Here is a 22,130-nt window from a genome sequence, read left to right as displayed (position 1 = left end):
GGCGGTGGGATTAACCACCGCCTTCTCGTCAAAGAGTATGTTCCGTGCGGGCTATAATATCATCCTGCGCGTCAGGAGATAAGGCCGTAAAGAAGGCCGAGTATCCTGCAACCCTTACCACCAAATCTCGATATTTATCAGGATTTTGTTTGGCTTCAAGCAGTGTTTCACGAGAGACAATGTTGTACTGAACGTGCCAGCCCTTGTGTGATTCGAAGAAGGTACGCAGCATAAACATTAATTTTTCACGATCGCGTGGATTATCTAACGTTGAGGGATTCAGTTTTTGGTTCAATAAAACACCGCCGAGGATTTTATTGGTTGGCAGTTTGCCCACGGAACTGATGACCGCTGTAGGGCCAAGATGATCGGTCCCGGACGCGGGGCTGGCGCCTTCTGCCAAAGGTGTATGCGCCTTACGGCCATCAGGTGTGGCCATTGTGGCTGCGCCGAACGGAACGTTTGCAGAGATAGAGGATGTTCCCGCGTAGTATGTCCCGCCAACAGGGCCGCGGCCAAAGCGCGTGTTGTGATAGCGCTTAAGTTCATCGATGTAGGTCTGGTAGGCGCGGGCGAGAAGCATATCGACTTCGTCATCGTCGTTGCCGTATTTTGGCGCACCGTTGATTAATCGCTGGCGAAGCTGCTCGCCGTTCAGCCCGGCAAAGTCGTTAACCAGGGCATCCGCTAACTGCTGCTGCCCGATGATACCCTGTTCAAAGACCAGTTTTTTCACGGCTGAGAGACTATTCCCAAGGTTGGCAATCCCGACCTGGAGCCCAGAAACCCAGTCGTATTTCGCGCCCCCTTGCTTAATACTTTTGCCCCGTTCAATACAATCATCCACCAGCGCCGAACAAAGAATATCGTGCGCGTTTTCCTCCAGTACGGTATCCACCACGCATTCGATCTCGATCGATTTTTGTGTGTAATAACGAATTTGCCGATCCCAGGCGTCGAGGACTTCGTCAAACGAAGTGAAGTTGCCTTCGGACAGTGCCTTTTGCTGCGGGAAGAAAATTTTTCCACTGGTGGCATCGAGGCCATGCTCAAGGCTCGCCAGCATCACCCGGGCAAAGTTGATGAAGCTCATGCCGGTACAACGGTAGCCCCATTTTCCGCCGACGGCGGTTTCAATGCAGCCGATAGCCGCGTAGTCATAGGCATCTTCCCGGCTGACGCCGAGTTTGATGAATTCCTCGATAACAATTTCATCATTGTTAAACGCCGGCATGCCGAATCCGCAGCGAATCACCTGCACACAGGCGTCAAGGAAGTCATTGCTCATCCCGGCGTGATAGCGAACGCTGAGATTAGGCTGCGTTGAGCGCAGGCGGCCGCAGGATTCAAGAATGGCGTAGGAGAGCGGGTTAACGGCGTCCACCGCGACGCCGTGCACCAGCGTTTGTCCACCGATGGTGACGTTCTGGTAAAGCGGGCTACCGGCGGAGGCTTTTGAATGCGAACCGGAGCGAATTTTGTTCACCTCAAGCAGCTTCAGCCAGCAGCTTTGCAGCAGCTCAATGGCCTGTTCCCGACTGGTGGTTTGCTGTAATTCCACATCCCGGCGGTACCACGGATAAAGGTACTGATCGAGCCTACCAAAGGAGACAGAATGCCCGTTGGATTCAATTTGCAGCACAAGCTGAACGAAATAGCTGAGCTGTAAAGCCTGCCAGAAAGTAACCGGCGGGTTGCTGGCGATATGTTCGCAGTTTTCAGCGATCGCCAACAGCTCGTCACGGCGGGGAGTGCGTGACTCTTCTTCCGCCATTTTCTTCGCCAATTCTGCGTAGCGTAATATATGGTCGCTCAGGGCAGCAAAAGTCATATCAATGGCCTTCAGGAACTGCTCTTTATGCAGATCGTCCCAGTCGGTTAACTGCAAACGCCCGCGTCGCTCTGCGATTTTCTCACGCAGGCCGCTGATGCCGAGCTCAAGCAACAGCGGGAAATTAACCGCCAGGTGAGCGTCGCCGGAAGTCATATTGCCTTCGGCTTTGATGATCCCGGTCGCCAGCAGCGCTTTTTGCTCGTCGGTAAACATGCCATAACAGCGATCTTGTACCGTCTGCCCGCGCCACCAGGGGCAAATTTCATGCATAACCGCTTTGTCCGCGTCGGAAATCGAGAAGCCAGCCCCCGGACGGTCGCCAAGCTCGTCGATTTCGCTCTCAATCCAGCCCACGGTATATTCCGGGAAAAACGGTGCTCCGCGTACATGGCTTGCCTGGTTGCCGACGATAAGCTCGTCATGTTTGATCCAAATAGTTCGCTCTGCCAGATGATGGGCCAATGCCATCGCGCGGCGAACCGGCAGCGGTTTATCCTGATGCTGCTGGTAAACGACCGTGTAGTGGCGGGCGCGTTCGGTGCAGACCGGCGGCTTAACGATATGTATCAGCGCCTCTTTGTGTGCTTCTATTCGTGGGCTGAGAAAGTTCAGATTCAGTTCGGTCATGATGATTATCCTCTAATCCAGGCTGTCATGCCTTTTTGGCTGGCGTACTGTTCGGCGAAGTGCAGAAGGTCTGGTGCATCAAGTGGCCTGCTGGCGGCCAGATAGGGCTGACCCAACAGGTGATATTTGTTAATCCCTAAGGTGTGATACGGCAGAAAATGGATGGATTTCGCACCAATTTCGTCGGCGGCAAAATCACTGATGGCGCGGATGGAACGTTCATCGGCGTTAAAATCGGGAATCAATGGCACGCGAATGGTCATCTCTACGCCGCGGGCGGCCAGCTTGCGAAAATTATCCATCACACGTTCGGCGTTGCCGTCGGTCCATTGCTGAAAGCGCGCTTTGTCTACGTGCTTAAGATCCGCCAGCAGCAAATCTAAAAAAGGCAATGAAGGTTCGATGTATTTCCACGGCACATGCAGGCAGGATTCCACGGCGGTGTGCAGGTCGGCTTCTTTGCTGCGCTGGAGTAGTTCCCGCGCCAGGTCGGGCTGCATAAAAGGTTCCCCGCCGGAAAGCGTAATTCCCCCTCCGCTGCGAGCATAAAAAGGCTTGTCGCGTAGCACGGTGGCCATAATAGAATCTGCCGTTTTTACTTCGCCGCAAACGATCAGTGCCTGGGTAGGGCAGCATTCTCTCAGTGCATTTATCGCCTCCGCACTGAGTTTACCGCGAGCAATAACCAGTTCGCCGTTAACATGGGAAATTACGTCTGGAGCGGCCTGCTGGCAAAGTTCGCACCCTTTGATGCACAAACGGCGGTCCAGCAAAACGTCGCATTCCCGGCTGCGGCTTTCGGGATTCTGGCACCAGCGGCAGCCTAGCGAGCATCCTTTCAGGAAGACCACCGTGCGGATCCCTGGACCATCGTGCGTGGAGTAGCGCTGAATATTGAACAGCATGGCATTATCTCATCTTGTTTCTTTCGTAAATTAAATTACTTTCGAATGAAAGTTATATTGATATTGATCAGCTAAACAATCGACAGCCGGGTTATGATGCGTTCAATGAGAGATGACTCTAATTCTGGAGAGCGTAATGGAACTGTATTTAGATACCGCCGATGTTGCCGCCGTTAAGCGCCTGGCCCGTGTTCTGCCGCTGCAGGGCGTAACTACCAATCCTTCTATCGTTGCCAAAGCGGGTATTTCCCTGTGGGAAGTGCTCCCTGCGCTGCAGGACGCGCTGGGGGGAGAAGGTAAGCTGTTTGCTCAGGTGATTGCGAACCAGGCCGATGAAATGGTGAAAGAGGCGCAGCTGTTAACCACGCGTGTACCGGGGTTGGTGGTTAAAGTTCCCACTACGCCAGAAGGCCTGGCAGCACTCAAGCAGCTTAAAGTCCTCGGGATCCCAACGCTCGGGACGGCAGTTTATGGCGCGACGCAGGGGCTACTGGCCGCGCTGGCGGGCGCTGAATACGTTGCGCCTTATGTGAACCGGCTCGATGCTCAGGGCGGGGACGGTATTCAGATGGTGCAGGATCTCCAGCAGCTTCTGACGCTGCATGCCCCTGATGCGAAAGTGCTGGCGGCCAGCTTCCGCACCCCGCATCAGGCGATGTCATGTCTTCTGGCCGGTTGCGAAGCGATCACGCTGCCGCTTGATGTGGTCGAACAGATGCTGGTCACGCCTGCGGTGACGGCGGCGATAAGCGGTTTTGAAAAAGACTGGCAAGGGGCGTTTGGCTCATTAACGCTCTAATCATTTATGGCCACCGTTCGCGGTGGCTGTCACGTAAAGCCTATTTAATGTAGGAATCCAGCACTTTCAGGATCACATCCAGATCCTCCTCACGCTTCACTTCGTCTACCTCATGCACGATATGCTCCGTCAGATGCCCTTTAATCACCTCGCGCATTAATCCGTTTACCGCCCCTCGAATGGCGGCAATTTGCTGCAGGACTGCGGCGCACTCATGCGGTTCATCAAGCATCTTTTTAAGCGCAATCACTTGTCCCTGGATCTTACTGGTCCGGGCCTTGAGCTTTTGTCTGTCGCGAATGGTATGTGACATGTGAATTTCCCTCTGAGAAGAACTTCATAATGATACTATTACAAATCTACTGGGGGGTAGTATTTTGTACTGGGGGGGAGTAGAATTCAGATCCCGCATCTCAGCAAGAATGATCCCAATGACTGAATTCACTACGCTTCTCCAGCAAGGCAATGCCTGGCTGTTTATCCCCAGTGCAATTTTGCTTGGTGCCCTGCATGGACTTGAACCCGGGCATTCAAAGACCATGATGGCGGCGTTTATCATCGCCATTAAAGGCACGGCCAGACAGGCGATCATGCTTGGCCTTGCGGCAACGCTTTCCCATACGGCCATTGTCTGGCTCATCGCGTTTGGCGGGATGTACATCAGCCAGCGTTTTACCGCGGAGTCTGCCGAGCCGTGGCTGCAGTTAATTTCTGCCGTCATTGTGCTGGGCACCGCATTCTGGATGTTCTGGCGCACCTGGAAGGGAGAGCAAAACTGGCTGACAGAGTCGCAGGCAAAAGAGCATCACCACGACGATGAAACCAAACGAATAGACACCGGCCACGGCCTGGTTGAGCTTTCGATCTTTGAGCAGGGCCAACCCCCACGCTGGCGTTTGCGCAATCTCAGCCGAAGAAAATGGGCTCCAGGGGACATCTCGTTGGTGACCAGGCGCGAGGAGGGGGGATTTTCCCAGGTCTTCCAGTTTGTAGATTGTGGCGACTACATGGAGTCGACGGCGATTGTCCCGGAACCTCATAACTTCAACGTCCGTGTTTCGTTTGGCCATCGTGGGCACAGCCACGATTACGATCTGGCGTTCCACGAGCACGATCATGACCACAGCCATGCGGGAACCGAGGGGCTGGAAGTGGGCTCCAGGGAGTATCAGGATGCGCATGAGCTGGCGCATGCCAATGACATTAAGCGCCGTTTTACCAACAAAGATGTCACCAACGGGCAAATTTTACTGTTTGGCCTGACCGGAGGGCTTATCCCATGCCCCGCGGCCATAACCGTCTTACTGATTTGCCTGCAGCTTAAGGCGCTGGTGCTGGGGGCAACGCTGGTTATCGGTTTTAGCGTGGGTCTGGCATTGACGCTGGTGACCGTTGGCGTGAGCGCGGCGGTTGGCGTTCGTCAGGTGGCAAAACGCTGGAGTGGATTTAACACCGTGGCCAGAAGAGCACCTTACTTTTCCAGCATTCTGATTGCGGCGATGGGAATATATATGGCCATCCAGGGCTGGACCGGCCTGGTTCACTGAACGCTTTCACTATGATTGTATAAAAGAAAAGCAGCCTTTATTTTGGGCTGCTTTTTCGGCCAGAAAATTTAAATTTCCCAGGGCGATTTTTTTTGCTCGCCGTCCTGCTTATTTTCGTCGTTATTTATGCTCAGTAATTCAGCTTTGAGGATCTCAAGGTTGTTTATCGCGGAGGCATAATCTTTGGCAACCAGAATATCCAGCACGGTATCAATACGTTTGGCAAGCTGCTGCGGATCCAGTGTTGGCATTGTTAATCCTGTCTGTGTTAGGGAATCAATCATTCGCCCATAATGCAAAAAATAGCCGATAAAGAGAAGGGCAGTCGGCGAATTCTTAGCCTTATTCTTCAATAAATTATCGCACAACATATAAGCATTAATTATTAATCCTTACGCTGCATTCATCAAACTACGGGCGTGGATTAGTCTGATCCTGCGATGACCGCACATTCATTTAATGAGGATCTGGCTATGACAGTTATCAACCAACCAACCTGCAAACTCTTTACTGATACTGCACGTTTTACTCAACTGTCTGGATATTACGAAGAAGAGCGCCGTACCGTCTGGATGATGCTTCGTGCCCGCCCGCGTCCCTGCTTCAATCACGGACTTATCGAGGAAATAATGAACCTCGGATATATCGTCCAGAAGGCCGGATTTAAAGTCGATTTCTGGGTGACCGGATCGCTGGTCCCCGGGATGTACAATACCGGCGGCGATTTAGGTTTTTTTGTAGAAACTATTCGGAATGGACGTCGGGAGGCACTTCGCGCCTATGCCCGCGCCTGTGTGGACTGCGTGCACGCTGCGTCTCGTGGTTTTGATACGGGGGCGATCAGTCTGGCGATGGTTGAGGGCAGTGCCCTTGGCGGCGGATTTGAGGCGGCACTCGCGCACCATTTCCTGCTGGCGCAGCGCGATGCCAGGCTGGGGTTCCCGGAAATTGCCTTCAACCTGTTCCCCGGTATGGGGGCTTATTCTCTGGTCGCGCGACGTTCCGGGATGAAACTTGCCGAAGAGTTGATTTATAAAGGCGAGTCACACACGGCGGAGTGGTACCAGCAGCACGGGCTGGTGGATCAGCTGTTTGAGCCGGGGCAGGGATACCTGGCCACGCGCACCTTCATCGATACCCTGCAGCCTAAACTTAACGGCGTGAAAGCCATGCTGCGCGCGCGTCAGCGCGTGTTACAGCTGCCGCGCTCAGAGTTGATGGACATCACCGAAGACTGGGTGGATGCCGCGTTCTGCCTTGAAGACAAGGATATTGCTTATATGGAGCGGCTGGTCATGCTGCAAAACCGCCATACTTCAACGGCTTTGCGTAAAGCGGGCTAGCGCTTTGTTCTGGCCTGATAGCGCTTAAACCAACGCTCAAACACGGCTGCGGGCATTGGTTTTGCAAATAAGAACCCCTGCCGTTCGTTGACGCCGTTCTTGGTAAGAAAGGCGTCTTCTTTTTGATTTTCTACGCCCTCGGCGATGACCTGCAGATTCAGCGCCTGCGCCACGGCCACAATGGCTCTCACCAGCGACTGAGACACTGAGTGTTTATGCACATCGCGCACAAAGGACTGATCGAGCTTAATGGCATCGATAGGGAAGCGCGCCAGCTGCGATAAAGACGAATACCCTGTGCCGAAGTCATCCAGGTGCACCTGTGCGCCCAGTTGACTAAATTGCTTGATAACCGACAGCGCCAGCTCTTCGTTCTCGATAAGACAGCTCTCGGTTAGCTCAACGTCAATCGGGCAGTATTCAAAATTCAGATCTTTCAGTGCCTGTTTGAGATCGCTAAAAATAGTCTGATCGGCAAGCTGGCGGGCGGACACGTTGACCGCCACGCGGAGATTAATGCCTTTGTCCCGCCACTTAGCTACCTGCTGCACAACGCTGACCATCACCCAGCGCCCAAGCGGCACAATCAGGCCGGACTCTTCCGCATAGGAAATAAAGCCCTGCGGAGGAATAAGACCTCGTTCCGGCGATTGCCAGCGCACCAGCGCCTCCAGGCTACGGATTTCACCGCGCCAGGTCATTTTCGGCTGGTAATGAATCACCAACTGATCGTTATCCAGCGCTTTACGCAGATTGGTATCCAGCCACAAATACTCAAACACCCGCTGATTCATCTCTGGCGAGAACACGCAAAACTTCCCGCGGCCGCTCTCTTTGGCGGTATACATCGCCGTATCGGCGTTGCGAATCAGATTCTCTCGTTCATCGCCGTGCTGCGGGGCAAGGGAGATACCCAGTGAACAGCCGCTGTAGACCTCAATCAGGCCAATCCTGAAGGGTTGCTTCAGGCGGGTCAGAATGCGGGAAGACATCGCTTCCAGCGAGCCCTGAGAGGTGTTTGTTGCCAGCACGATAAATTCATCACCCCCGAGGCGCGCCAGCACCTGGCCTTCTTCAAGGCAGCTTAAAATCGCCAGCGACACGGCCTGCAGCAGCTGATCGCCAAACATGTGACCGTAGGCATCGTTCACTTTTTTAAAGTTATCGAGGTCCAGATAGACAATACCGACCTGCGTGTCGCCCCGTTTGGCAATGGCCTCGGTGATCAGGTCGTAAATGGCGTTGCGGTTAGGCAATCCAGTGATGGTATCGGTATTGGCCAGCACCCGCAGCCGCTCCTGCGCGCGGCGTTCTTCGGTAATGTCGGTGCCGGAGCAAATCAGATAGATTTCGTTTTTACCGCTGCCGCTGTGGACAAACTTGTTGCGGAACAAAAACAGCCGCTGACCTTTGCGGGTTTTGACCCAACGCTCAACTTCATAGGAGCTGCCGTTGCGAAAAAATCCGCTGATATTGCGCTTTGAGGCGGCGGCTTCGCTGCGGCTCATAAACAGCTTAAAGACATTCTGACCGATGACCTCATGCTCTTTCATCCCGGTGTATTCTTCACTTAACCGGTTGAAGCGCTGAATATTTCCCTGTTTATCAAGAATGACAATCACGGAATTCGCTTCAGAGACAACCTGCTCGGCAAAAGAGAGGCCCTGCACCAGGTCGCGAGCTACCGAATGGGTATCATGCCAGGCCGAGGCGGTGCCCGCCCATTCGCGTTTAGACACTTTGCGGCCGACCATATGCACCGGCACTTCTATGCCGAACAGCGACAGCGTCATGGTCAGGCTGGAGGTAATCACCGTCATCTGGCGAATTTCGTCGGCCTGTGCCATGTCCAACGCCACCACCTGGCCGGTGTCTGAATCTTCGCTGGCCGCCAGTTGAAGGGCGTTGCTGTCCGCCGGTAGACGCCAGTAGGGGCTGGTCGTCCCCAGGTAACGATAAAGCAGGTTCTGCTCCAAATCGTCTTTCATTCGTGCTCCTGAGCCTCAGGGGAAAAATATCACCTAAATCTATTATTTATAGTAGCAACAGACGGCCGATGTTAAAGCCCTGGTAAAGAGGAAAAGATCTTGTTTTTGCAGAGGATGTGCAATATATCGGCACATTGAGAGGGCAGAAATGAAAAAGCCGGGCAGAGCGCCCGGCTTTATACGGTGAAAATCAGGATCAGGCAGCAGGGCGAGCGATAACGCTGCGCGTTTCCATGCGAACTTCCGCGATGGTTACGTCGATAACGTCGGTCACTTTATAAACCACTTCGCCTTTGATCTGCACGGTGCCGTTTTCCTGGCTGCAAACCAGTTCATCACGTACCGCGTGGATGAATGGCGCAGGGATAAATGCGACAGCGCCGTTTTCCACCAGACGCACGCGCATCCCGCCGCGGCTGACATCGATAATCTCTGCCGCGAAGCGAGTATCGGTGCCGGCTTTCGGGCTCAGGAAACGAGCGTACAGCCAGTCGCCCACGTCACGCTCGGCCATCCGGTTTAGACGACGGCGTTCCGCCATCTGGACGGTAGTGTCTTCCGTCGGACGAGCCGCCGCTTCGCCTTTAATAATCGCTTTCAGCAAACGGTGGTTAACCATATCGCCGAATTTACGGATTGGGGAAGTCCAGGTGGCGTAGGCTTCCAGGCCCAGGCCGAAGTGTGGGCCTGGCTCGGTGCTGATCTCCGCGAACGACTGGTAACGACGAATGCGGCTGTCCAGGAACCCGGTCGGCTGAGCGTCCAGTTCGCGGCGCAGCTTGCAGAAGCCTTCCAGCGTCAGCACTTCCTGCGCGTCCACGGTGATGCCGTGGGTTTGCAGCATGGTGGCCAGCTGTTCAGTATTAGCCGGGTCGAAACCGGTATGAACGTTATAAATCCCGAAGCCCAGCTTCTCGCGCAGCACGATGGCCGCACAAACGTTAGCCGCAATCATCGACTCTTCAACGATACGGTTTGCGATGCGGCGCGGCTCGGCCACGATATCCAACACTTCGCCTTTCTCGCCCAAAATAAAGCGATAATCCGGGCGATCTTTAAAGACCAGCGCGTGGGTCTGACGCCATTCGCTGCGGGCCAGGCAAACGCGATGCAGCAGGCGAATTTGCTGTGCAATGGCGTCGCTCTGCGGCTGCCAGCCACCTTTCTCTTCCAGCCAGTCAGAAACTTCGTCATAAACCAGCTTGGCTTTAGACTCGATATTCGCGGCGAAGAAATGAATGTCGCTGGCGATAGCGCCGTCCTGCTCAATGGTCATGCGGCAGGCGAGGACAGGGCGGACAACGTTGGCACGCAGGGAGCAGAGGTCGTCTGACAGCTCGCGCGGCAGCATTGGAATGTTGAAGCCAGGCAGATAGTTGGTGAAAGCGCGAATTTTGGCGATGCCGTCGAGCTTGCTGCCTTCCGCGATCCACGCCGTTGGGTCAGCGATGGCCACGGTCAGCTGCAGTTTGCCGTCAGCAAGTTCTTCAACGTACAGCGCATCGTCCATATCTTCGGTGCTGGCGCTGTCGATGGTGACAAAATCCAGCGACGTTAAGTCTTCGCGCACCAGACCATCGTCAAGCATTTCGGTGGCCACGCCGTCTGGCGCTTCGCGTTCAAGATTATGACGTGACAGTGTCACCCACCACGGTGCGAGATGATCGTCGCCGAAGGTGATGAATTGGGTTAACTCGGCGTAGAAGCCACGATCGCCCTTCAGCGGGTGACGGCGCATTTCAGCCACTGCCCAGTCACCGTTCTGGAAGTCATGCGTCACATCGCGCGCCGCGCGGCACTGAATGGCATCTCTCAGCAGTGGGTGATCCGGCACAATTGACAGGCGGTCGTCTTTTTTCTGAACGCGGCCAACAAAACGCGTCAGGAAAGGTTCGATAAGCGTTTCCGGCTCGGCGGACTCACGGTCTTTATCGGTGTGGATGACGGCGCTGATACGGTCGCCGTGCATCACTTTTTTCATCTGCGGCGGTGGAATAAAGTAGCTTTTATTCGCGTCGACTTCGAGGAAGCCGAACCCTTTTTCCGTGCCTTTCACCACGCCTTCAGCGCGTGGAGTCTGTGAATGCAGTTGCTGTTTTAGCTGCGCGAGCAGCGGGTTATCCTGAAGCATATCGTTTCGTTTTCGTGGCCAAAAGAGCGGCTGACAGTTTTACGCGAAACCGTACCTTGCGGCAAGCGCTGATTGCCGTGAAGGCTTATGGATTCAGCGCTTGAGCGGTATTTCCCAGGCCAATTTTCAGGCGGTTTATCCACCCGGCCAGGCCGGCACTAACCAGTAATTTCAGCACCTGCTGTTCGCTAAAACCTTGCTCATACAAAGGTTGAAGCTGCGCTGCGCTAAATCTGTCCGGGGCGCGGGTTAACAGTTGCACAGCCTGAATAATTGCTTTTTCACGAGGGTGGTTGTGGCTCCAGGCGTTCAACGCTCGTTCCCCGTTGCGCATGGCGTCCGGTAATCCAGCATCTCCCTGCCAGGCCGCTACGGTATCGCTAAAGCAGGCGGCGCTGCCGTTAATCCGTGACGTCAGCATCACCACCAGCAGCGCATCGTCTGGATGTTGAGGCGTGGTCTGCCAGAACAGACGGGTAAGCTGGCTGAGGTAAGACAGCGCCCGCTCATCGTGGGCAAGCAGCCAGGCAATATCACGCAGAGTACGCAGCGGCTGGCTGATGCTCAGGACTTCCAGCTGTTCCGCACGGGCATAGCGCATTTCAACCGGTGCCAACCCCGGAAGCCAGTTGACCGGGTACGGCGTAAACAGCGCGGGCTCCGCGTCCTGTTGCCCGGCAAGTCCCGGTAGCCAGCGAACGGGCAGCCCCTGTAGCGCTTGCCAGACGGCAATGGCGCGCGCCTGGAAGCCCACGAAGCCGATAATCTGGGTGAAAGAGACAATATCGTCCACAGAGAGGCCGCATTCATCCAGCTGTGCTAAAGCGCTTTCGTCGATAAGCGTCGGTTGGCTGGCAAGCTGGCGGGCAAACTGGGTGATCTGAGTCAGGCGACGATTGCTTTCCCGGGATGAGTCTGGGCCGGGCTGCGGGGCGAGGCGAGCGGCATAGTGGTTACACAGGCGCTGGACGCCGTAGACCTGCGCGACGGTCAGCGCCGTGCTCAGGCGATCGTAGCTGCTCAGGGTGTGTAAACGCGTCACGTTAATACTTTCGGGCAGCAGCACATCGGCTGCCGCTCGGGCGGCATCAAGCCACGGGGCTTCAACAATCAATTGCGCTTCAGAAGGGACTACATCAAGCAGAAAGCGGTCTTCAAACTGCGCCGCTTCGGGAACTAAAGGCAGTACATCCGCCGGGCACAGACTGGACTGGGTTTCATGATACCAGTGGCTTTTACCAGAAAAGCGGCGTTGTTCCATGGTCGTTCCTTGGTCAAAAAGTTTGCAGACCCGGATACAACGTGAATGCCGGGCCTGGTTCGCTGTTTTATCCTGGCGCAAGCTCGGGAGGTGACAAAAGAATGATCGGTGATAATAAATATCGGAAAGGTATAACTAATTCGGAATCAGGCGAGGAAAGCAGGGGGAAATAGCGAAACGGGCCGCAGCCCGCTTCGCTCAGAAACAGAAATTAGTCTTTCAGTTCCAGTTCGTTCATGGCTGCGATGCTGAAACCGCCGTCAACGTGAACCACTTCACCGGAGATACCGGCAGACAGGTCGGAACACAGGAAGGCTGCGGAGTTACCCACATCTTCGATGGTTACGGTACGACGAATCGGGGTAACGGCTTCACAGTGGGCCAGCATTTTGCGGAAGTCTTTGATGCCGGAAGCAGCCAGGGTACGGATTGGGCCAGCGGAGATGGCATTCACGCGCACGCCTTCTGGGCCCATAGCGTTAGCCATGTAGCGAACGTTAGCTTCCAGAGATGCTTTAGCCAGGCCCATAACGTTGTAGTTAGGGATAGCACGCTCTGCGCCCAGGTAGGACAGGGTCAGCAGGGCGGAGCCTGGGTTCAGCATTTCACGGCAAACTTTCGCCATTGCAACAAAGCTGTATGCGCTGATGTCGTGGGCAATTTTAAAGCCTTCACGGGTAACGGCGTTCACATAGTCGCCATCCAGCTGGTCGCCTGGGGCGAAGCCGATGGAGTGAACGAAACCGTCAAATTTCGGCCAGCTTTTCGCCAGTTCGGTAAACAGCGCTTCGATGCTCTCATCTTCAGCCACATCGCAAGGCAGCACAATGCTTGAACCCAGCTCGGCAGCAAAACCTTCCACACGGCCTTTCAGCTTCTCGTTCTGGTAGGTGAATGCCAGCTCGGCGCCTTCGCGGTGCATCGCCTGTGCAATACCGTAGGCAATGGAGAGTTTACTGGCGACGCCAGTGATCAGAATGCGTTTACCGGTAAGAAAACCCATAGCTTTAATCCTTAATAGTCATTGTTGTTGCGGCCAGCAGGTGAATAAACAGGCAAGCCGACGTTAAGACGGGGCGATTCTAACATGACTCCCGCGTAAGCGTTAATCCGACCACTTTTCCACGTCATAATTTGAGCCGCAGGGGTGTTGGCTGCACTCCCATTTGTCAGTCACTTACTTTAGTAAGCTCCTGAAAACTGCTCCTTTGCCGCCTACCTGCAACTCAAATTATCTAGTGGAAGTTGGGGCAGAATGACCGTGGTGAAGTAGTCTAAATCAACGATCTCTACGCCAGGCGTCAGCGGTTAAAGCCTCGCCGAAGTGGCTGTTAATCAGCCGTTTAGTCAATTCATGCAGCGGGGAGGCGAGCACGTCGGCCGTGCTGCCGCGCTCCACCACTTCGCCTTCGTGCATCACCATCACCTGGTCGCTGATGTGCTTCATCATGCCAATGTGTTGAGTCACGTAAATATAAGAAATGCCTTGTTTTTCCTGCAGCTCAAGCATCAGATTGATCAGCTGTGAGCGCATGGACATATCCAGCGAGGCCAGCGCTTCGTCGGCGATAATGACCTTTGGCCGGAGGATCAGCGCGCGGGCCAGGCCCAGACGCTGTTTTTGCCCCGGCGCCAGCATATGCGGGTAATAACTGGCGTGGTCCGGCAGCAGGCCAACCATGCGTAAGGTGTCCAGGATGCGCTTTTGCCGCAGCTCCGGCTCCAGCTCGGTATTCAACCGTAGCGGGAAGTCCAGAATTTGCGAGATGCGCTGGCGTGGATTCAGAGACGTACTCGGATCCTGAAATATCATGCGGATCCGCTGACTGCGCCAGGAATAATCGCCGAAGTGGAGAGGGTGGTCGTCAATCACTAACTCGCCGGTGGTTGGCTCGATCATCCCCGCCAGCATTTTTGCCAGCGTAGATTTACCTGAGCCATTTTCCCCGATAATCGCCAGCGTTTGCTTTTCGCGTAGCGTAAAGTTGAGCGGCTTCACCGCTTCGACGTGCTGGCGATGGAACAACCCGGTACGGTAGCGAAACGTCTTACTTAAATTGCGGACTTCCAGCAGCGTTTCGACCATTACTGACTCTCCATATTCAGCGGGAAATGACAGGCGTAGAGGTGATTTTTGGCCCCTTCGAGCCTCGGCGCTTCAATGCATTTGCGCTGGGCATAAGGGCAGCGTGGCCCAAGGCGGCAGCCCATCGGCAATTGTTCCAGCAGCGGAATCGCACCCGGCATGGTGTTTAACCGGCTCTTGTGCGGCATCGGGCTCCCAAAATCAGGGATCGCGCGGATCAGCGCCTGGGTATACGGGTGGTGCGGGGTGGCGACCAATTCTTCGCTCGTCGCGCTTTCCACGGTTTGCCCGCAATACATCACGTTAATTTTATCCGCCCACTGGCTCAGCATCTGCAGGTCGTGGCTAATCAGCAAAATGGTGGTGTTGTTGTTCTGATTGAGCCGCGTTAACAGACGGAAAATCTGCGACTGTGTGGTCGGCTCCATGGCGTTGGTGGGCTCGTCCGCAATCAGCAGGCGCGGCTGGTTTGCCAGCGCAATGGCGATCATCACCTTCTGGCATTCACCTTCCGTCAGCTCGTACGGATAGCTGCTCATGGCGTCTTTGTGATCTTTAATCCCCACGCGGTGCAGCAGCTCGATAACCCGGCGTTTGCGCCAGCCAAAGCGCTGCCACCAGCGGCCTTTATAAGTCCAGCCGGGAATATTTTGGGTCAGCTGGCGGCCAATTCTTTCAGAAGGATCCAGGCAGGATTGTGGCTCCTGGAAAATCATCGACACGTTGTGACCCACCAGCCGGCGGCGCTCGCGCGGCGAGAGTCGCAGCAGGTCGATATCGTCAAAGCGCATACGGTCGGCGGTGACCCGCCAGTTATCTTTGGTAACGCCACAGATAGCTTTCGCGATGAGGCTTTTCCCTGAGCCGGACTCGCCGACCAGGCCGCGAATTTCCCCTTCACCAAGCGTCATACTCACGCGATCGACGGCTTTTACCCAGCCTTCGGACGTCATAAATTCGATAGTCAGATTGCGGATATCAAGTAGCGGCATTATTGCACCCCCGCGTTAATTGCGCGGCGCAGGCCGTCGCCAAGCAGGTTGATCAGCAGAACGCTTATCATAATGGCCGCCCCGGGCAGCATGACAGTCCAGGGAGCAACGTAAATCAGTTCCAGTGCGTCGCCGAGCATTGCACCCCATTCCGGAGAAGGGAGCTGCGCGCCAAGATCGAGAAAACCGAGCGCGGCAATGTCCAGAATCGCCATGGACAGTGCTCGCGTGATTTCCGTTACCAGCGTGGCGGTAATATTAGGCATGACGGCAAACCACAGAATGTTCAGGGTAGAAGCGCCATCCAGACGGGCGGCGACCACGTACTCTTTCTCCAGTTCATCGTGCACCGCGCTGTAGACCGAGCGTACCATTCGCGGCAGCAGCGCCAGCCAGACGGCAAACATCGCATGGCTGAGATGTGGGCCAGCAAAGGCGACCACAATAATCGCCAGCAGCAGCGAAGGAATCGACAGCAGCGTATCGAGAATGTGGTTCAGCACCGCCGAACGCAGGCCGTGGGTCGACCCGGCAATCACGCCGAGCACGATGCCGCAAATTGTCGCCGCAAGCGTGACGACAAACGCGCCGCCTACGGTGGGAGCCGCGCCGCTCAGCAGGCGGCTCAGCACATCACGGCCGAGATCGTCGGTGCCAAGGAAGAACGAAACTTCGCCGTAGCGGGACCAGGACGGCGGCAAAAGCTGGTAGCCCAGAAACTGCTGGTCAATCTGATAAGGCGCAAAAAGGCCGCCGAACAGGCACAGAATAGCCAGCCCGCCGCAGCCGTAGAGGCCAATCATCGCGGTGGTATCGCCATAGAATTTTCGCCACGTCAGGCGCAGCGTACTTGGCGGTCGCTTTTCGCGGTAGACGCTATCGTAAGGCATACCATTCCTTATGCTTCAGTGGGTTGGCCATAGCGCCCAAAATATCGGAAATCACGTTAACAATAATTACCAGCGAACCAATCACCATCACCCCGGCGGAGATCGCCATGTAATCCTGCTGGCGAATGGCGTTAATCAGCCAGCGTCCCAGGCCCGGCCAGCTAAAGACCACTTCGGTGATCATCGCCAGCGTCAGCATGGTTGAAAACTGCAGGCCCAGGCGAGGGATCACCGGCGGCAGCGCGTTGTGCAGCACATGGCGATGCAAAATAGTGAAGCGGGAAAGCCCACGCGTGGCGGCGGCTTTGACGTAGTTCTGATCGAACACTTCGATAGTGCTGATACGCATCAGGCGAATCACTTCGGTGGTCGGGGCGACGGCGAGCGCGGCAACAGGCAGCACCATATGACGCAGGGCGCTGACGATCATTTCGCTACGGTAAGGTGAGTCCGAGAGCCACGCATCCACCAGCGCAAAGCCGGTGACGGACTTGACCTCATACAGCAGGTCAAAACGCCCGGAGACCGGGAACCAGCCCAGCGTCAGTGAGAAAAACAGCGTCAGCAGCAGCGCCAGCCAGAACACCGGAATCGAAAAGCCCACCAGCGCCAGGGCGCTGATCAGCTTATCCTGCCACTTATTGCGCATGATGCCCGCCAGCATCCCGACCGGGATACCAATCAGCAACGCCAGCCCAAAGGCCAGAATGCACAGCTCCATGGTGGCCGGGAAGACGTCGCGTAATTGCTCGTTAATCGACTGACCGTTAATGCTGGACACGCCAAAATCCCAGTGCAGCAGGCTCTCAAACCAGAACACCCAGGCGTTCCACAGCGAGGCACCCTGCAGCGGCGCGTGCGGCGTAAAATAGTTGAGGCTAAAGCCGACCACCGCCAGGAACAGCAGGGTGATCAGCAGCAACAATAGGCGGCGCAAAGTAAAGATGATCATTATTTTTTCGCCTCTTCATTTTCCCTGGACACGCCCGCAAATGAGGCGTTGCCGAACGGGCTGAGCACCAGGCCTTTCATGTCGTAGCGGTAGGCCTGCAGCCTTAACGAAGAAGCCAGCGGCAGCACCGGTAGCTCGGCGGACAGAATGTCCTGCGCTTCGTTATAAGCTTCAATGCGAGCGGAGAGTTGCTGAGAAGAGAGCGCTTTTTGCAGCACGCTGTCGAAATGCGGGTTACACCAGCGGGCATAGTTGGTTTGCGAGCCAATTGCCGCGCAGCTCAGCATCGGGCGAAAGAAACTGTCCGGGTCGTTACTGTCCGTTGCCCAGCCGGCCAGCGTCAGATCGTGATTCATGTCCATCAGCCTGGCTTCCTGGAAGCGGCCCTCCATCGGCACGATAATCACCTTCACGCCAATTTGCGCCATATCCGCCTGAATCAGCTCAGCGGTTTTCAGCGGGCTTGGGTTCCAGGCCTGGGAACTGGTCGGCACCCACAGACGGAGTTCCAGCTTGTCCACGCCCAGAGCCTGCAGCTGTTCACGGGCTTTCGCCGGGTTGTACTCGGTAATTTTTGCGTCGTTATCGTAGGCCCATGAGGCGCGCGGCAAAATTGATGCGGCGGTTTCTGCCGTGCCGTAATAGATAGACTGCATCAGGCGCTGGTTATTAATGGCAAGCGCCAGCGCGTGGCGAACGGCCGGGTTATTCAGCGGTGGTTTGTTGGTGTTAAACGCCAGATAGGCGATGTTCATGCCCGGGCGCAGCGTCAGGCGCAGACGCGGGTCGTCACGCAGGATCGTTAACTGACTTGCCGCAGGCCAGGCCAGTACGTCGCATTCGCCGGTGAGCAGTTTGGAAAGACGACCGGTGCCGCCGGAACCGAGATCGACCACTACCTGCGGCATCAGCGGTACGCCGCGCCAGAAGTGCTGGTTGCGCGCCAGGCGAATGTATTGCCCGGCGCGATATTCGCTAAGCAGGAAAGGGCCGGTGCCGACAGGCTGCCTGTCCATCAATTCCTGATGGTCAGATTTGGTCAACTGCGCGGCGTACTCAGCGGACATCACCGAAGCGTAATGCGTCGCTAAATGCCAGAGGAAGGAGGCGTCCGGCTTATTGAGGCGGAATTCAACGGTACTGTCATCCAGTTTGCGAACGCTTTTCACCGTTTCCGGGAACTGCAGGCTGTCGAAATAGGGGTAGCTGCCGCCGTTAACGTTATGCCACGGATGGTTGCGGTCGAAGATTCGCTCAAAGGTAAACACCACATCATCGGCGTTTAACGCCCGGGTGGGCTTAAACCAGGCGGTAGTCTGGAACTGGACATTGTGGCGCAGGTGGAAGCGATAGGTCGCGCCGTTATCCAGCACTTCCCAGCTTTCTGCCAGCTCAGGCACCAGGCGATAAGTATAAGGATCGACGTCCAGCAGGCGGTCATAAAGCTGCGCCGCCAGCGTATCGACGGTCAGGCCACCGCTGGTCATCTGAGGGTTAAAGGTGTTGACCTGCCCGTTGACGCAATAAACAAAGCCACTGCGGCGAATATCTGCCGGCTTTTCAGCGGGCGTTGCGGCACGCGCCGCGCCGCTCAGGCAGCATAAACCCAGTAACAGGGAGGAGAGCATTCCGCGCATAAGTTTTTGAGTTATCTCAAGTGATAGGCAAAGTGTATCGCACTCTTGCCTTCTCCCCAAAATTACTGGTGACGATCGGCAATTTTCTGCGCAGGACGATGAAAAAAGCGCCGTTCAGTCCGGCGTCAGGCTGTTTAACTGGTGCTTTTTCAGCATCGCTCGTAGCTGATGATAACTCACGCCCAGCAGTTCTGCAGCCCGGCGCTGGTTAAAAGTTGCCTGCTTCAGGCTTTGTTCCAGCAGGTTTTTCTCCTGTTCGTTTTGCCAGCTTCGAAGATCGAGCGGCAGGCCGGGCAGGCTCGCCGGAGCCTCTTGTCTGGCCTGATGGAGCGGGGCAGGTTTATGGGTGAAAGGGTTAAGGATAATGTTGTCCAGCGCCTCATCGCTTGAGCCGTGACGGTATACCGAGCGCTCGACCACGTTTTTCAGCTCGCGGATGTTGCCCGGCCAGCCATAATTAAGCAGCGTCTCGCAGGCCCTCCCGGTAAAGCCGGGGAACAGCGGCAGATTAAGTTCCCGACACATTTGAATCGCAAAATGATCGGCGAGCAGCAGGATATCCGAGCGTCGTTCACGCAGGGGCGGGAGCATCACCACGTCAAACGCCAGCCTGTCGAGCAGGTCGGCGCGGAATTTCCCTTGTTCGGCCAGTTCCGGCAAATCGGCATTGGTGGCGCAGACGAGGCGAGTGTTCACCTGCAGCGGCTGGCTGCCGCCCACGCGTTCGAGTTCGCCGTATTCCACCACGCGCAGCAGTTTTTCCTGCACCAACATTGGAGCCGTGGCCAGTTCATCAAGAAACAGCGTGCCGCCTTCCGCGCGCTCAAAGCGGCCCTGGTGGCGCTTCTGTGCGCCGGTAAACGCGCCGGCTTCGTGACCAAACAGCTCGCTGTCGAGCAGATTTTCGTTCAGCGCCGCGCAGTTGAGGGAGATAAACGGCCCCTGCCAGCGCTGGGAGAGGAAATGCAGGCGGTTGGCTATCAGCTCTTTCCCGGTGCCGCGTTCGCCGATGACCAGCACCGGTTTATTCAGCGGGGCCAGGCGGGAAACCTGCTCCATGACCTCAAGGAAGCTATTGGCCTCTCCAATGAGGCTGTCCTTGTTTTCTGGCATGGTTAAATTCCCTAATAGTTAGTTAATTTAACCACTATAGCGGCTTTTGTGGGATCGTCAAATTTCCATGAATCCTTATTAATCAATGAAATAAAAAGTTGGCACGGATGCTGCAATATTCTGTCAGAGCAGAGTGCCTGGCACCTGAGATAATGACTAAGAGGATTGAATTATGGGTATTTTTTCTCGTTTTGCCGACATCGTGAATGCGAATATCAACTCCCTGCTGGAGAAAGCGGAAGATCCGCAGAAGCTGGTGCGCCTGATGATTCAGGAAATGGAAGACACGCTGGTGGAAGTGCGTTCCACTTCAGCCCGCGCGCTGGCCGAGAAGAAGCAGCTGAGCCGTCGTGTTGAGCAGGCTACCGCGCAGCAGGCCGAATGGCAGGAAAAAGCCGAACTGGCGCTGCGTAAAGAGAAAGAAGATCTGGCGCGTGCCGCGCTGATTGAAAAACAGAAGCTGACTGACCTGATCGTCACGCTGGAAAATGAAGTTGTGCACGTGGATGAAACTCTGGCGCGCATGAAAAAAGAAATCGGCGAGCTGGAAAACAAGCTGAGCGAAACTCGCGCTCGCCAGCAGGCGCTGACCCTGCGCCATCAGGCGGCTTCTTCTTCACGCGATGTTCGCCGTCAGCTGGATAGCGGTAAACTGGACGAAGCGATGGCCCGATTCGAATCTTTCGAGCGCCGCATCGACCAGATGGAATCCGAGGCGGAAAGCCACGGTTTTGGCAAACAGAAATCGCTGGACACCCAGTTTGCCGAGCTCAAAGCCGATGATGAAATCAGTGCCCAGATCGCCGCGCTGAAAGCAAAAATGAACCAGGATCGTCAATAATAATCCAGGCCGCGGTGCGCCCGGCGCATCGCGACTCAAGCCTGACCCGTAAGGAGTACACATGACTGCGCTTTTTCTTGCTATCCCGCTGACCATCTTTGTGCTGTTCGTGGCGCCGATTTGGCTGTGGCTTCACTACAGCAACCGTCCTGATGCAGGGCAGCTTTCACAGAGTGAGCAGCAGCGGCTCGCCCAGTTGACCGATGAAGCGCGACAGATGCGGGAGCGCATTCAGTCTCTGGAACAGATCCTTGATGCCGAACACCCGAACTGGAGAAACAACTAATGGTGAATTCATTTTCCGGTCGTAAGCTGTGGCGTATCCCTGAGAAAAGGATGGTAAAAGGAGTTTGCGCGGGTATTGCGCAATACCTTGATGTGCCGGTCAAGCTGGTCCGCGCCATTGCGATTTTATCGATATTCTTTGGCCTGTCGTTCTTTGTGCTGGTGGCCTACATCGTGATGACATTTGTACTGGACCCGATGCCCTACGGCGCAGATGAAAAAGATACACAACCGACCAACCGCGATCTGCTGAACGCGGTGGACGCTGAGCTGGCTGCCGGTGAGCAGCGTTTGCGCTCGATGGAGCGTTACATTACGTCTGACACTTTCACGCTGCGCAGCCGTTTTCGTCAGCTGTAAAACAACCCTCACCCTAACCCTCTCCCTGAGGGAGAGGGGATAAACTGGCGTTATTCTGCCACTGAGGGAGAGGGGATAAACAGGCGTTATTCTGCTACTGAGGGAGAGGGCATAAACAGGTTTTCTCCCTCTCCTGGGGGAGAGGGCCGGGGTGAGGGCTCCCAGACTCAACGTCTAACCGCACACCGCAATTAACCGCTTTTGGAGAGACAATGACCACATTCCATTCCGTCAGCCAGAAAGCTAAACCAGGCCTGAAACTTGCCGGGAAGCTTGCTTTACTTACCGCGCTGCGCTTCGGCCCGGCGGGTTTTGCAGCGTGGGCGATAAAATCCGTTGCCCGTCGCCCGCTTAAAATGGTGCTGGCCGTGGTGCTTGAGCCGTTACTGACCCGCATTATGCGTAACGTCTATGACCGTTACGACCGCCGCATGGCCAAATAACCTCCCGGCGGCGGGTTCCTCCGCGCCATGCTTTGATTCCTGGCAATCGCTCCCATTTGATATTATCAATAAAGGTATTTTCTGCAGCGGAAGGCA

At 55.5% G+C, this 22,130-nt stretch carries 21 protein-coding genes; 7 read left to right on the top strand and 14 right to left on the bottom strand.

Going from position 1 to position 22,130, the window contains the following annotated elements; genetic code table 11:
- Window positions 1-28: 28 nt before the first annotated feature.
- The gene (locus tag LH23_RS17755) at window positions 29-2,461 is read right to left on the bottom strand and encodes a formate C-acetyltransferase/glycerol dehydratase family glycyl radical enzyme (protein ID WP_039294050.1); all 2,433 of its coding nucleotides are present in this window, start codon (window positions 2,459-2,461) and stop codon (window positions 29-31) included.
- Window positions 2,462-2,466: 5 nt separating this feature from the next.
- A complete protein-coding gene (locus LH23_RS17750) occupies window positions 2,467-3,366 on the bottom strand; it encodes a glycyl-radical enzyme activating protein (RefSeq protein WP_039294047.1) in 900 nt (299 codons plus the stop codon).
- Between the two features lie 136 nt (window positions 3,367-3,502).
- On the opposite strand from LH23_RS17750, the gene fsa reads away from it, so the two are divergent.
- A complete protein-coding gene (gene fsa / locus LH23_RS17745) occupies window positions 3,503-4,165 on the top strand; it encodes a fructose-6-phosphate aldolase (protein ID WP_039294043.1) in 663 nt (220 codons plus the stop codon).
- A gap of 40 nt (window positions 4,166-4,205) precedes the next feature.
- Here the strand turns inward: fsa and rcnR are convergent, their stop codons facing one another.
- Window positions 4,206-4,478: a Ni(II)/Co(II)-binding transcriptional repressor RcnR gene (rcnR, locus tag LH23_RS17740; protein ID WP_039294041.1), complete on the bottom strand. Its 273-nt coding sequence runs from the start codon at window positions 4,476-4,478 to the stop codon at window positions 4,206-4,208.
- A 118-nt stretch (window positions 4,479-4,596) separates the two neighbouring features.
- Here rcnR and LH23_RS17735 point away from each other — a divergent pair, with 118 nt between their 5' ends.
- Window positions 4,597-5,712 carry a nickel/cobalt efflux protein RcnA gene (locus LH23_RS17735; RefSeq protein WP_039294038.1) on the top strand — a complete coding sequence of 372 codons (1,116 nt, stop codon included), beginning with the start codon at window positions 4,597-4,599 and terminating at the stop codon, window positions 5,710-5,712.
- Window positions 5,713-5,780: 68 nt separating this feature from the next.
- Here the strand turns inward: LH23_RS17735 and LH23_RS17730 are convergent, their stop codons facing one another.
- Window positions 5,781-5,963, bottom strand: coding sequence for a hypothetical protein (locus tag LH23_RS17730; RefSeq protein WP_008461338.1), 183 nt, complete (start codon window positions 5,961-5,963; stop codon window positions 5,781-5,783).
- A gap of 222 nt (window positions 5,964-6,185) precedes the next feature.
- Here LH23_RS17730 and LH23_RS17725 point away from each other — a divergent pair, with 222 nt between their 5' ends.
- Window positions 6,186-7,055 (top strand): crotonase/enoyl-CoA hydratase family protein, encoded by an 870-nt coding sequence (locus tag LH23_RS17725; protein WP_039294035.1) that lies wholly within the window; start codon window positions 6,186-6,188, stop codon window positions 7,053-7,055.
- On the opposite strand, the gene pdeR is transcribed toward LH23_RS17725, so the two are convergent.
- From pdeR to pspF, 10 genes are all read right to left on the bottom strand, one after another.
- Complete coding sequence (gene pdeR / locus LH23_RS17720; protein ID WP_039294032.1) at window positions 7,052-9,043, bottom strand: cyclic di-GMP phosphodiesterase; 1,992 nt, start codon at window positions 9,041-9,043, stop codon at window positions 7,052-7,054. The two genes, LH23_RS17725 and pdeR, sit on opposite strands and share 4 nt — an antisense overlap.
- A gap of 196 nt (window positions 9,044-9,239) precedes the next feature.
- The gene (locus LH23_RS17715; protein ID WP_039294030.1) at window positions 9,240-11,174 is read right to left on the bottom strand and encodes an exoribonuclease II; all 1,935 of its coding nucleotides are present in this window, start codon (window positions 11,172-11,174) and stop codon (window positions 9,240-9,242) included.
- Between the two features lie 85 nt (window positions 11,175-11,259).
- Entirely contained in the window at window positions 11,260-12,435 is a 1,176-nt protein-coding gene (locus LH23_RS17710; RefSeq protein WP_039294028.1) for a CMD domain-containing protein, read from the bottom strand.
- Between the two features lie 211 nt (window positions 12,436-12,646).
- Window positions 12,647-13,438: an enoyl-ACP reductase FabI gene (gene fabI / locus LH23_RS17705; protein ID WP_039294025.1), complete on the bottom strand. Its 792-nt coding sequence runs from the start codon at window positions 13,436-13,438 to the stop codon at window positions 12,647-12,649.
- A 276-nt stretch (window positions 13,439-13,714) separates the two neighbouring features.
- A complete protein-coding gene (gene sapF, locus LH23_RS17700) occupies window positions 13,715-14,521 on the bottom strand; it encodes a putrescine export ABC transporter ATP-binding protein SapF (protein WP_008461344.1) in 807 nt (268 codons plus the stop codon).
- Window positions 14,521-15,513 (bottom strand): putrescine export ABC transporter ATP-binding protein SapD, encoded by a 993-nt coding sequence (gene sapD, locus LH23_RS17695; RefSeq protein WP_039294023.1) that lies wholly within the window; start codon window positions 15,511-15,513, stop codon window positions 14,521-14,523. Before sapD ends, sapF begins: the two co-directional genes overlap by 1 nt.
- Window positions 15,513-16,403, bottom strand: coding sequence for a putrescine export ABC transporter permease SapC (sapC, locus tag LH23_RS17690; protein ID WP_039294019.1), 891 nt, complete (start codon window positions 16,401-16,403; stop codon window positions 15,513-15,515). Before sapC ends, sapD begins: the two co-directional genes overlap by 1 nt.
- Window positions 16,390-17,355, bottom strand: a complete 966-nt coding sequence (gene sapB / locus LH23_RS17685; RefSeq protein WP_039294015.1) for a putrescine export ABC transporter permease SapB — start codon at window positions 17,353-17,355, stop codon at window positions 16,390-16,392. The genes sapC and sapB overlap by 14 nt, the downstream gene beginning before the upstream one ends.
- On the bottom strand, window positions 17,355-18,992 hold the full coding sequence (gene sapA, locus LH23_RS17680) for an ABC transporter substrate-binding protein SapA (protein ID WP_039294012.1): 1,638 nt from the start codon (window positions 18,990-18,992) through the stop codon (window positions 17,355-17,357). The genes sapB and sapA overlap by 1 nt, the downstream gene beginning before the upstream one ends.
- A 114-nt stretch (window positions 18,993-19,106) precedes the next feature.
- On the bottom strand, window positions 19,107-20,105 hold the full coding sequence (pspF, locus tag LH23_RS17675) for a phage shock protein operon transcriptional activator (RefSeq protein ID WP_039294009.1): 999 nt from the start codon (window positions 20,103-20,105) through the stop codon (window positions 19,107-19,109).
- A gap of 172 nt (window positions 20,106-20,277) precedes the next feature.
- On the opposite strand from pspF, the gene pspA reads away from it, so the two are divergent.
- The 4 genes from pspA to pspD all read left to right on the top strand — a co-directional run bounded on the left by pspA (window position 20,278) and on the right by pspD (window position 22,034).
- Window positions 20,278-20,946 carry a phage shock protein PspA gene (gene pspA, locus LH23_RS17670; protein WP_038471992.1) on the top strand — a complete coding sequence of 223 codons (669 nt, stop codon included), beginning with the start codon at window positions 20,278-20,280 and terminating at the stop codon, window positions 20,944-20,946.
- Between the two features lie 61 nt (window positions 20,947-21,007).
- Window positions 21,008-21,232, top strand: a complete 225-nt coding sequence (pspB, locus tag LH23_RS17665; RefSeq protein ID WP_008461355.1) for an envelope stress response membrane protein PspB — start codon at window positions 21,008-21,010, stop codon at window positions 21,230-21,232.
- On the top strand, window positions 21,232-21,591 hold the full coding sequence (gene pspC, locus LH23_RS17660) for an envelope stress response membrane protein PspC (protein ID WP_039293997.1): 360 nt from the start codon (window positions 21,232-21,234) through the stop codon (window positions 21,589-21,591). Before pspB ends, pspC begins: the two co-directional genes overlap by 1 nt.
- A 212-nt stretch (window positions 21,592-21,803) precedes the next feature.
- Window positions 21,804-22,034: a phage shock protein PspD gene (gene pspD / locus LH23_RS17655; RefSeq protein WP_039293996.1), complete on the top strand. Its 231-nt coding sequence runs from the start codon at window positions 21,804-21,806 to the stop codon at window positions 22,032-22,034.
- The last annotated feature ends 96 nt before the right edge of the window (window positions 22,035-22,130 follow it).

Source organism: Cedecea neteri, assembly GCF_000758305.1.
In the GTDB taxonomy this organism is placed as follows: domain Bacteria; phylum Pseudomonadota; class Gammaproteobacteria; order Enterobacterales; family Enterobacteriaceae; genus Cedecea; species Cedecea neteri_C.
This window is presented reverse-complemented; position numbering and strand designations above follow the sequence as displayed.

Coding starts and splice junctions, on each gene's coding strand:
- LH23_RS17755 (WP_039294050.1), bottom strand. CDS start 2,461: ATGACCGAACTGAATCTGAACTTTCTCAGCCCACGAATAGAAGCACAC.
- LH23_RS17750 (WP_039294047.1), bottom strand. CDS start 3,366: ATGCTGTTCAATATTCAGCGCTACTCCACGCACGATGGTCCAGGGATC.
- fsa (WP_039294043.1), top strand. CDS start 3,503: ATGGAACTGTATTTAGATACCGCCGATGTTGCCGCCGTTAAGCGCCTG.
- rcnR (WP_039294041.1), bottom strand. CDS start 4,478: ATGTCACATACCATTCGCGACAGACAAAAGCTCAAGGCCCGGACCAGT.
- LH23_RS17735 (WP_039294038.1), top strand. CDS start 4,597: ATGACTGAATTCACTACGCTTCTCCAGCAAGGCAATGCCTGGCTGTTT.
- LH23_RS17730 (WP_008461338.1), bottom strand. CDS start 5,963: ATGCCAACACTGGATCCGCAGCAGCTTGCCAAACGTATTGATACCGTG.
- LH23_RS17725 (WP_039294035.1), top strand. CDS start 6,186: ATGACAGTTATCAACCAACCAACCTGCAAACTCTTTACTGATACTGCA.
- pdeR (WP_039294032.1), bottom strand. CDS start 9,043: ATGAAAGACGATTTGGAGCAGAACCTGCTTTATCGTTACCTGGGGACG.
- LH23_RS17715 (WP_039294030.1), bottom strand. CDS start 11,174: ATGCTTCAGGATAACCCGCTGCTCGCGCAGCTAAAACAGCAACTGCAT.
- LH23_RS17710 (WP_039294028.1), bottom strand. CDS start 12,435: ATGGAACAACGCCGCTTTTCTGGTAAAAGCCACTGGTATCATGAAACC.
- fabI (WP_039294025.1), bottom strand. CDS start 13,438: ATGGGTTTTCTTACCGGTAAACGCATTCTGATCACTGGCGTCGCCAGT.
- sapF (WP_008461344.1), bottom strand. CDS start 14,521: ATGGTCGAAACGCTGCTGGAAGTCCGCAATTTAAGTAAGACGTTTCGC.
- sapD (WP_039294023.1), bottom strand. CDS start 15,513: ATGCCGCTACTTGATATCCGCAATCTGACTATCGAATTTATGACGTCC.
- sapC (WP_039294019.1), bottom strand. CDS start 16,403: ATGCCTTACGATAGCGTCTACCGCGAAAAGCGACCGCCAAGTACGCTG.
- sapB (WP_039294015.1), bottom strand. CDS start 17,355: ATGATCATCTTTACTTTGCGCCGCCTATTGTTGCTGCTGATCACCCTG.
- sapA (WP_039294012.1), bottom strand. CDS start 18,992: ATGCGCGGAATGCTCTCCTCCCTGTTACTGGGTTTATGCTGCCTGAGC.
- pspF (WP_039294009.1), bottom strand. CDS start 20,105: ATGCCAGAAAACAAGGACAGCCTCATTGGAGAGGCCAATAGCTTCCTT.
- pspA (WP_038471992.1), top strand. CDS start 20,278: ATGGGTATTTTTTCTCGTTTTGCCGACATCGTGAATGCGAATATCAAC.
- pspB (WP_008461355.1), top strand. CDS start 21,008: ATGACTGCGCTTTTTCTTGCTATCCCGCTGACCATCTTTGTGCTGTTC.
- pspC (WP_039293997.1), top strand. CDS start 21,232: ATGGTGAATTCATTTTCCGGTCGTAAGCTGTGGCGTATCCCTGAGAAA.
- pspD (WP_039293996.1), top strand. CDS start 21,804: ATGACCACATTCCATTCCGTCAGCCAGAAAGCTAAACCAGGCCTGAAA.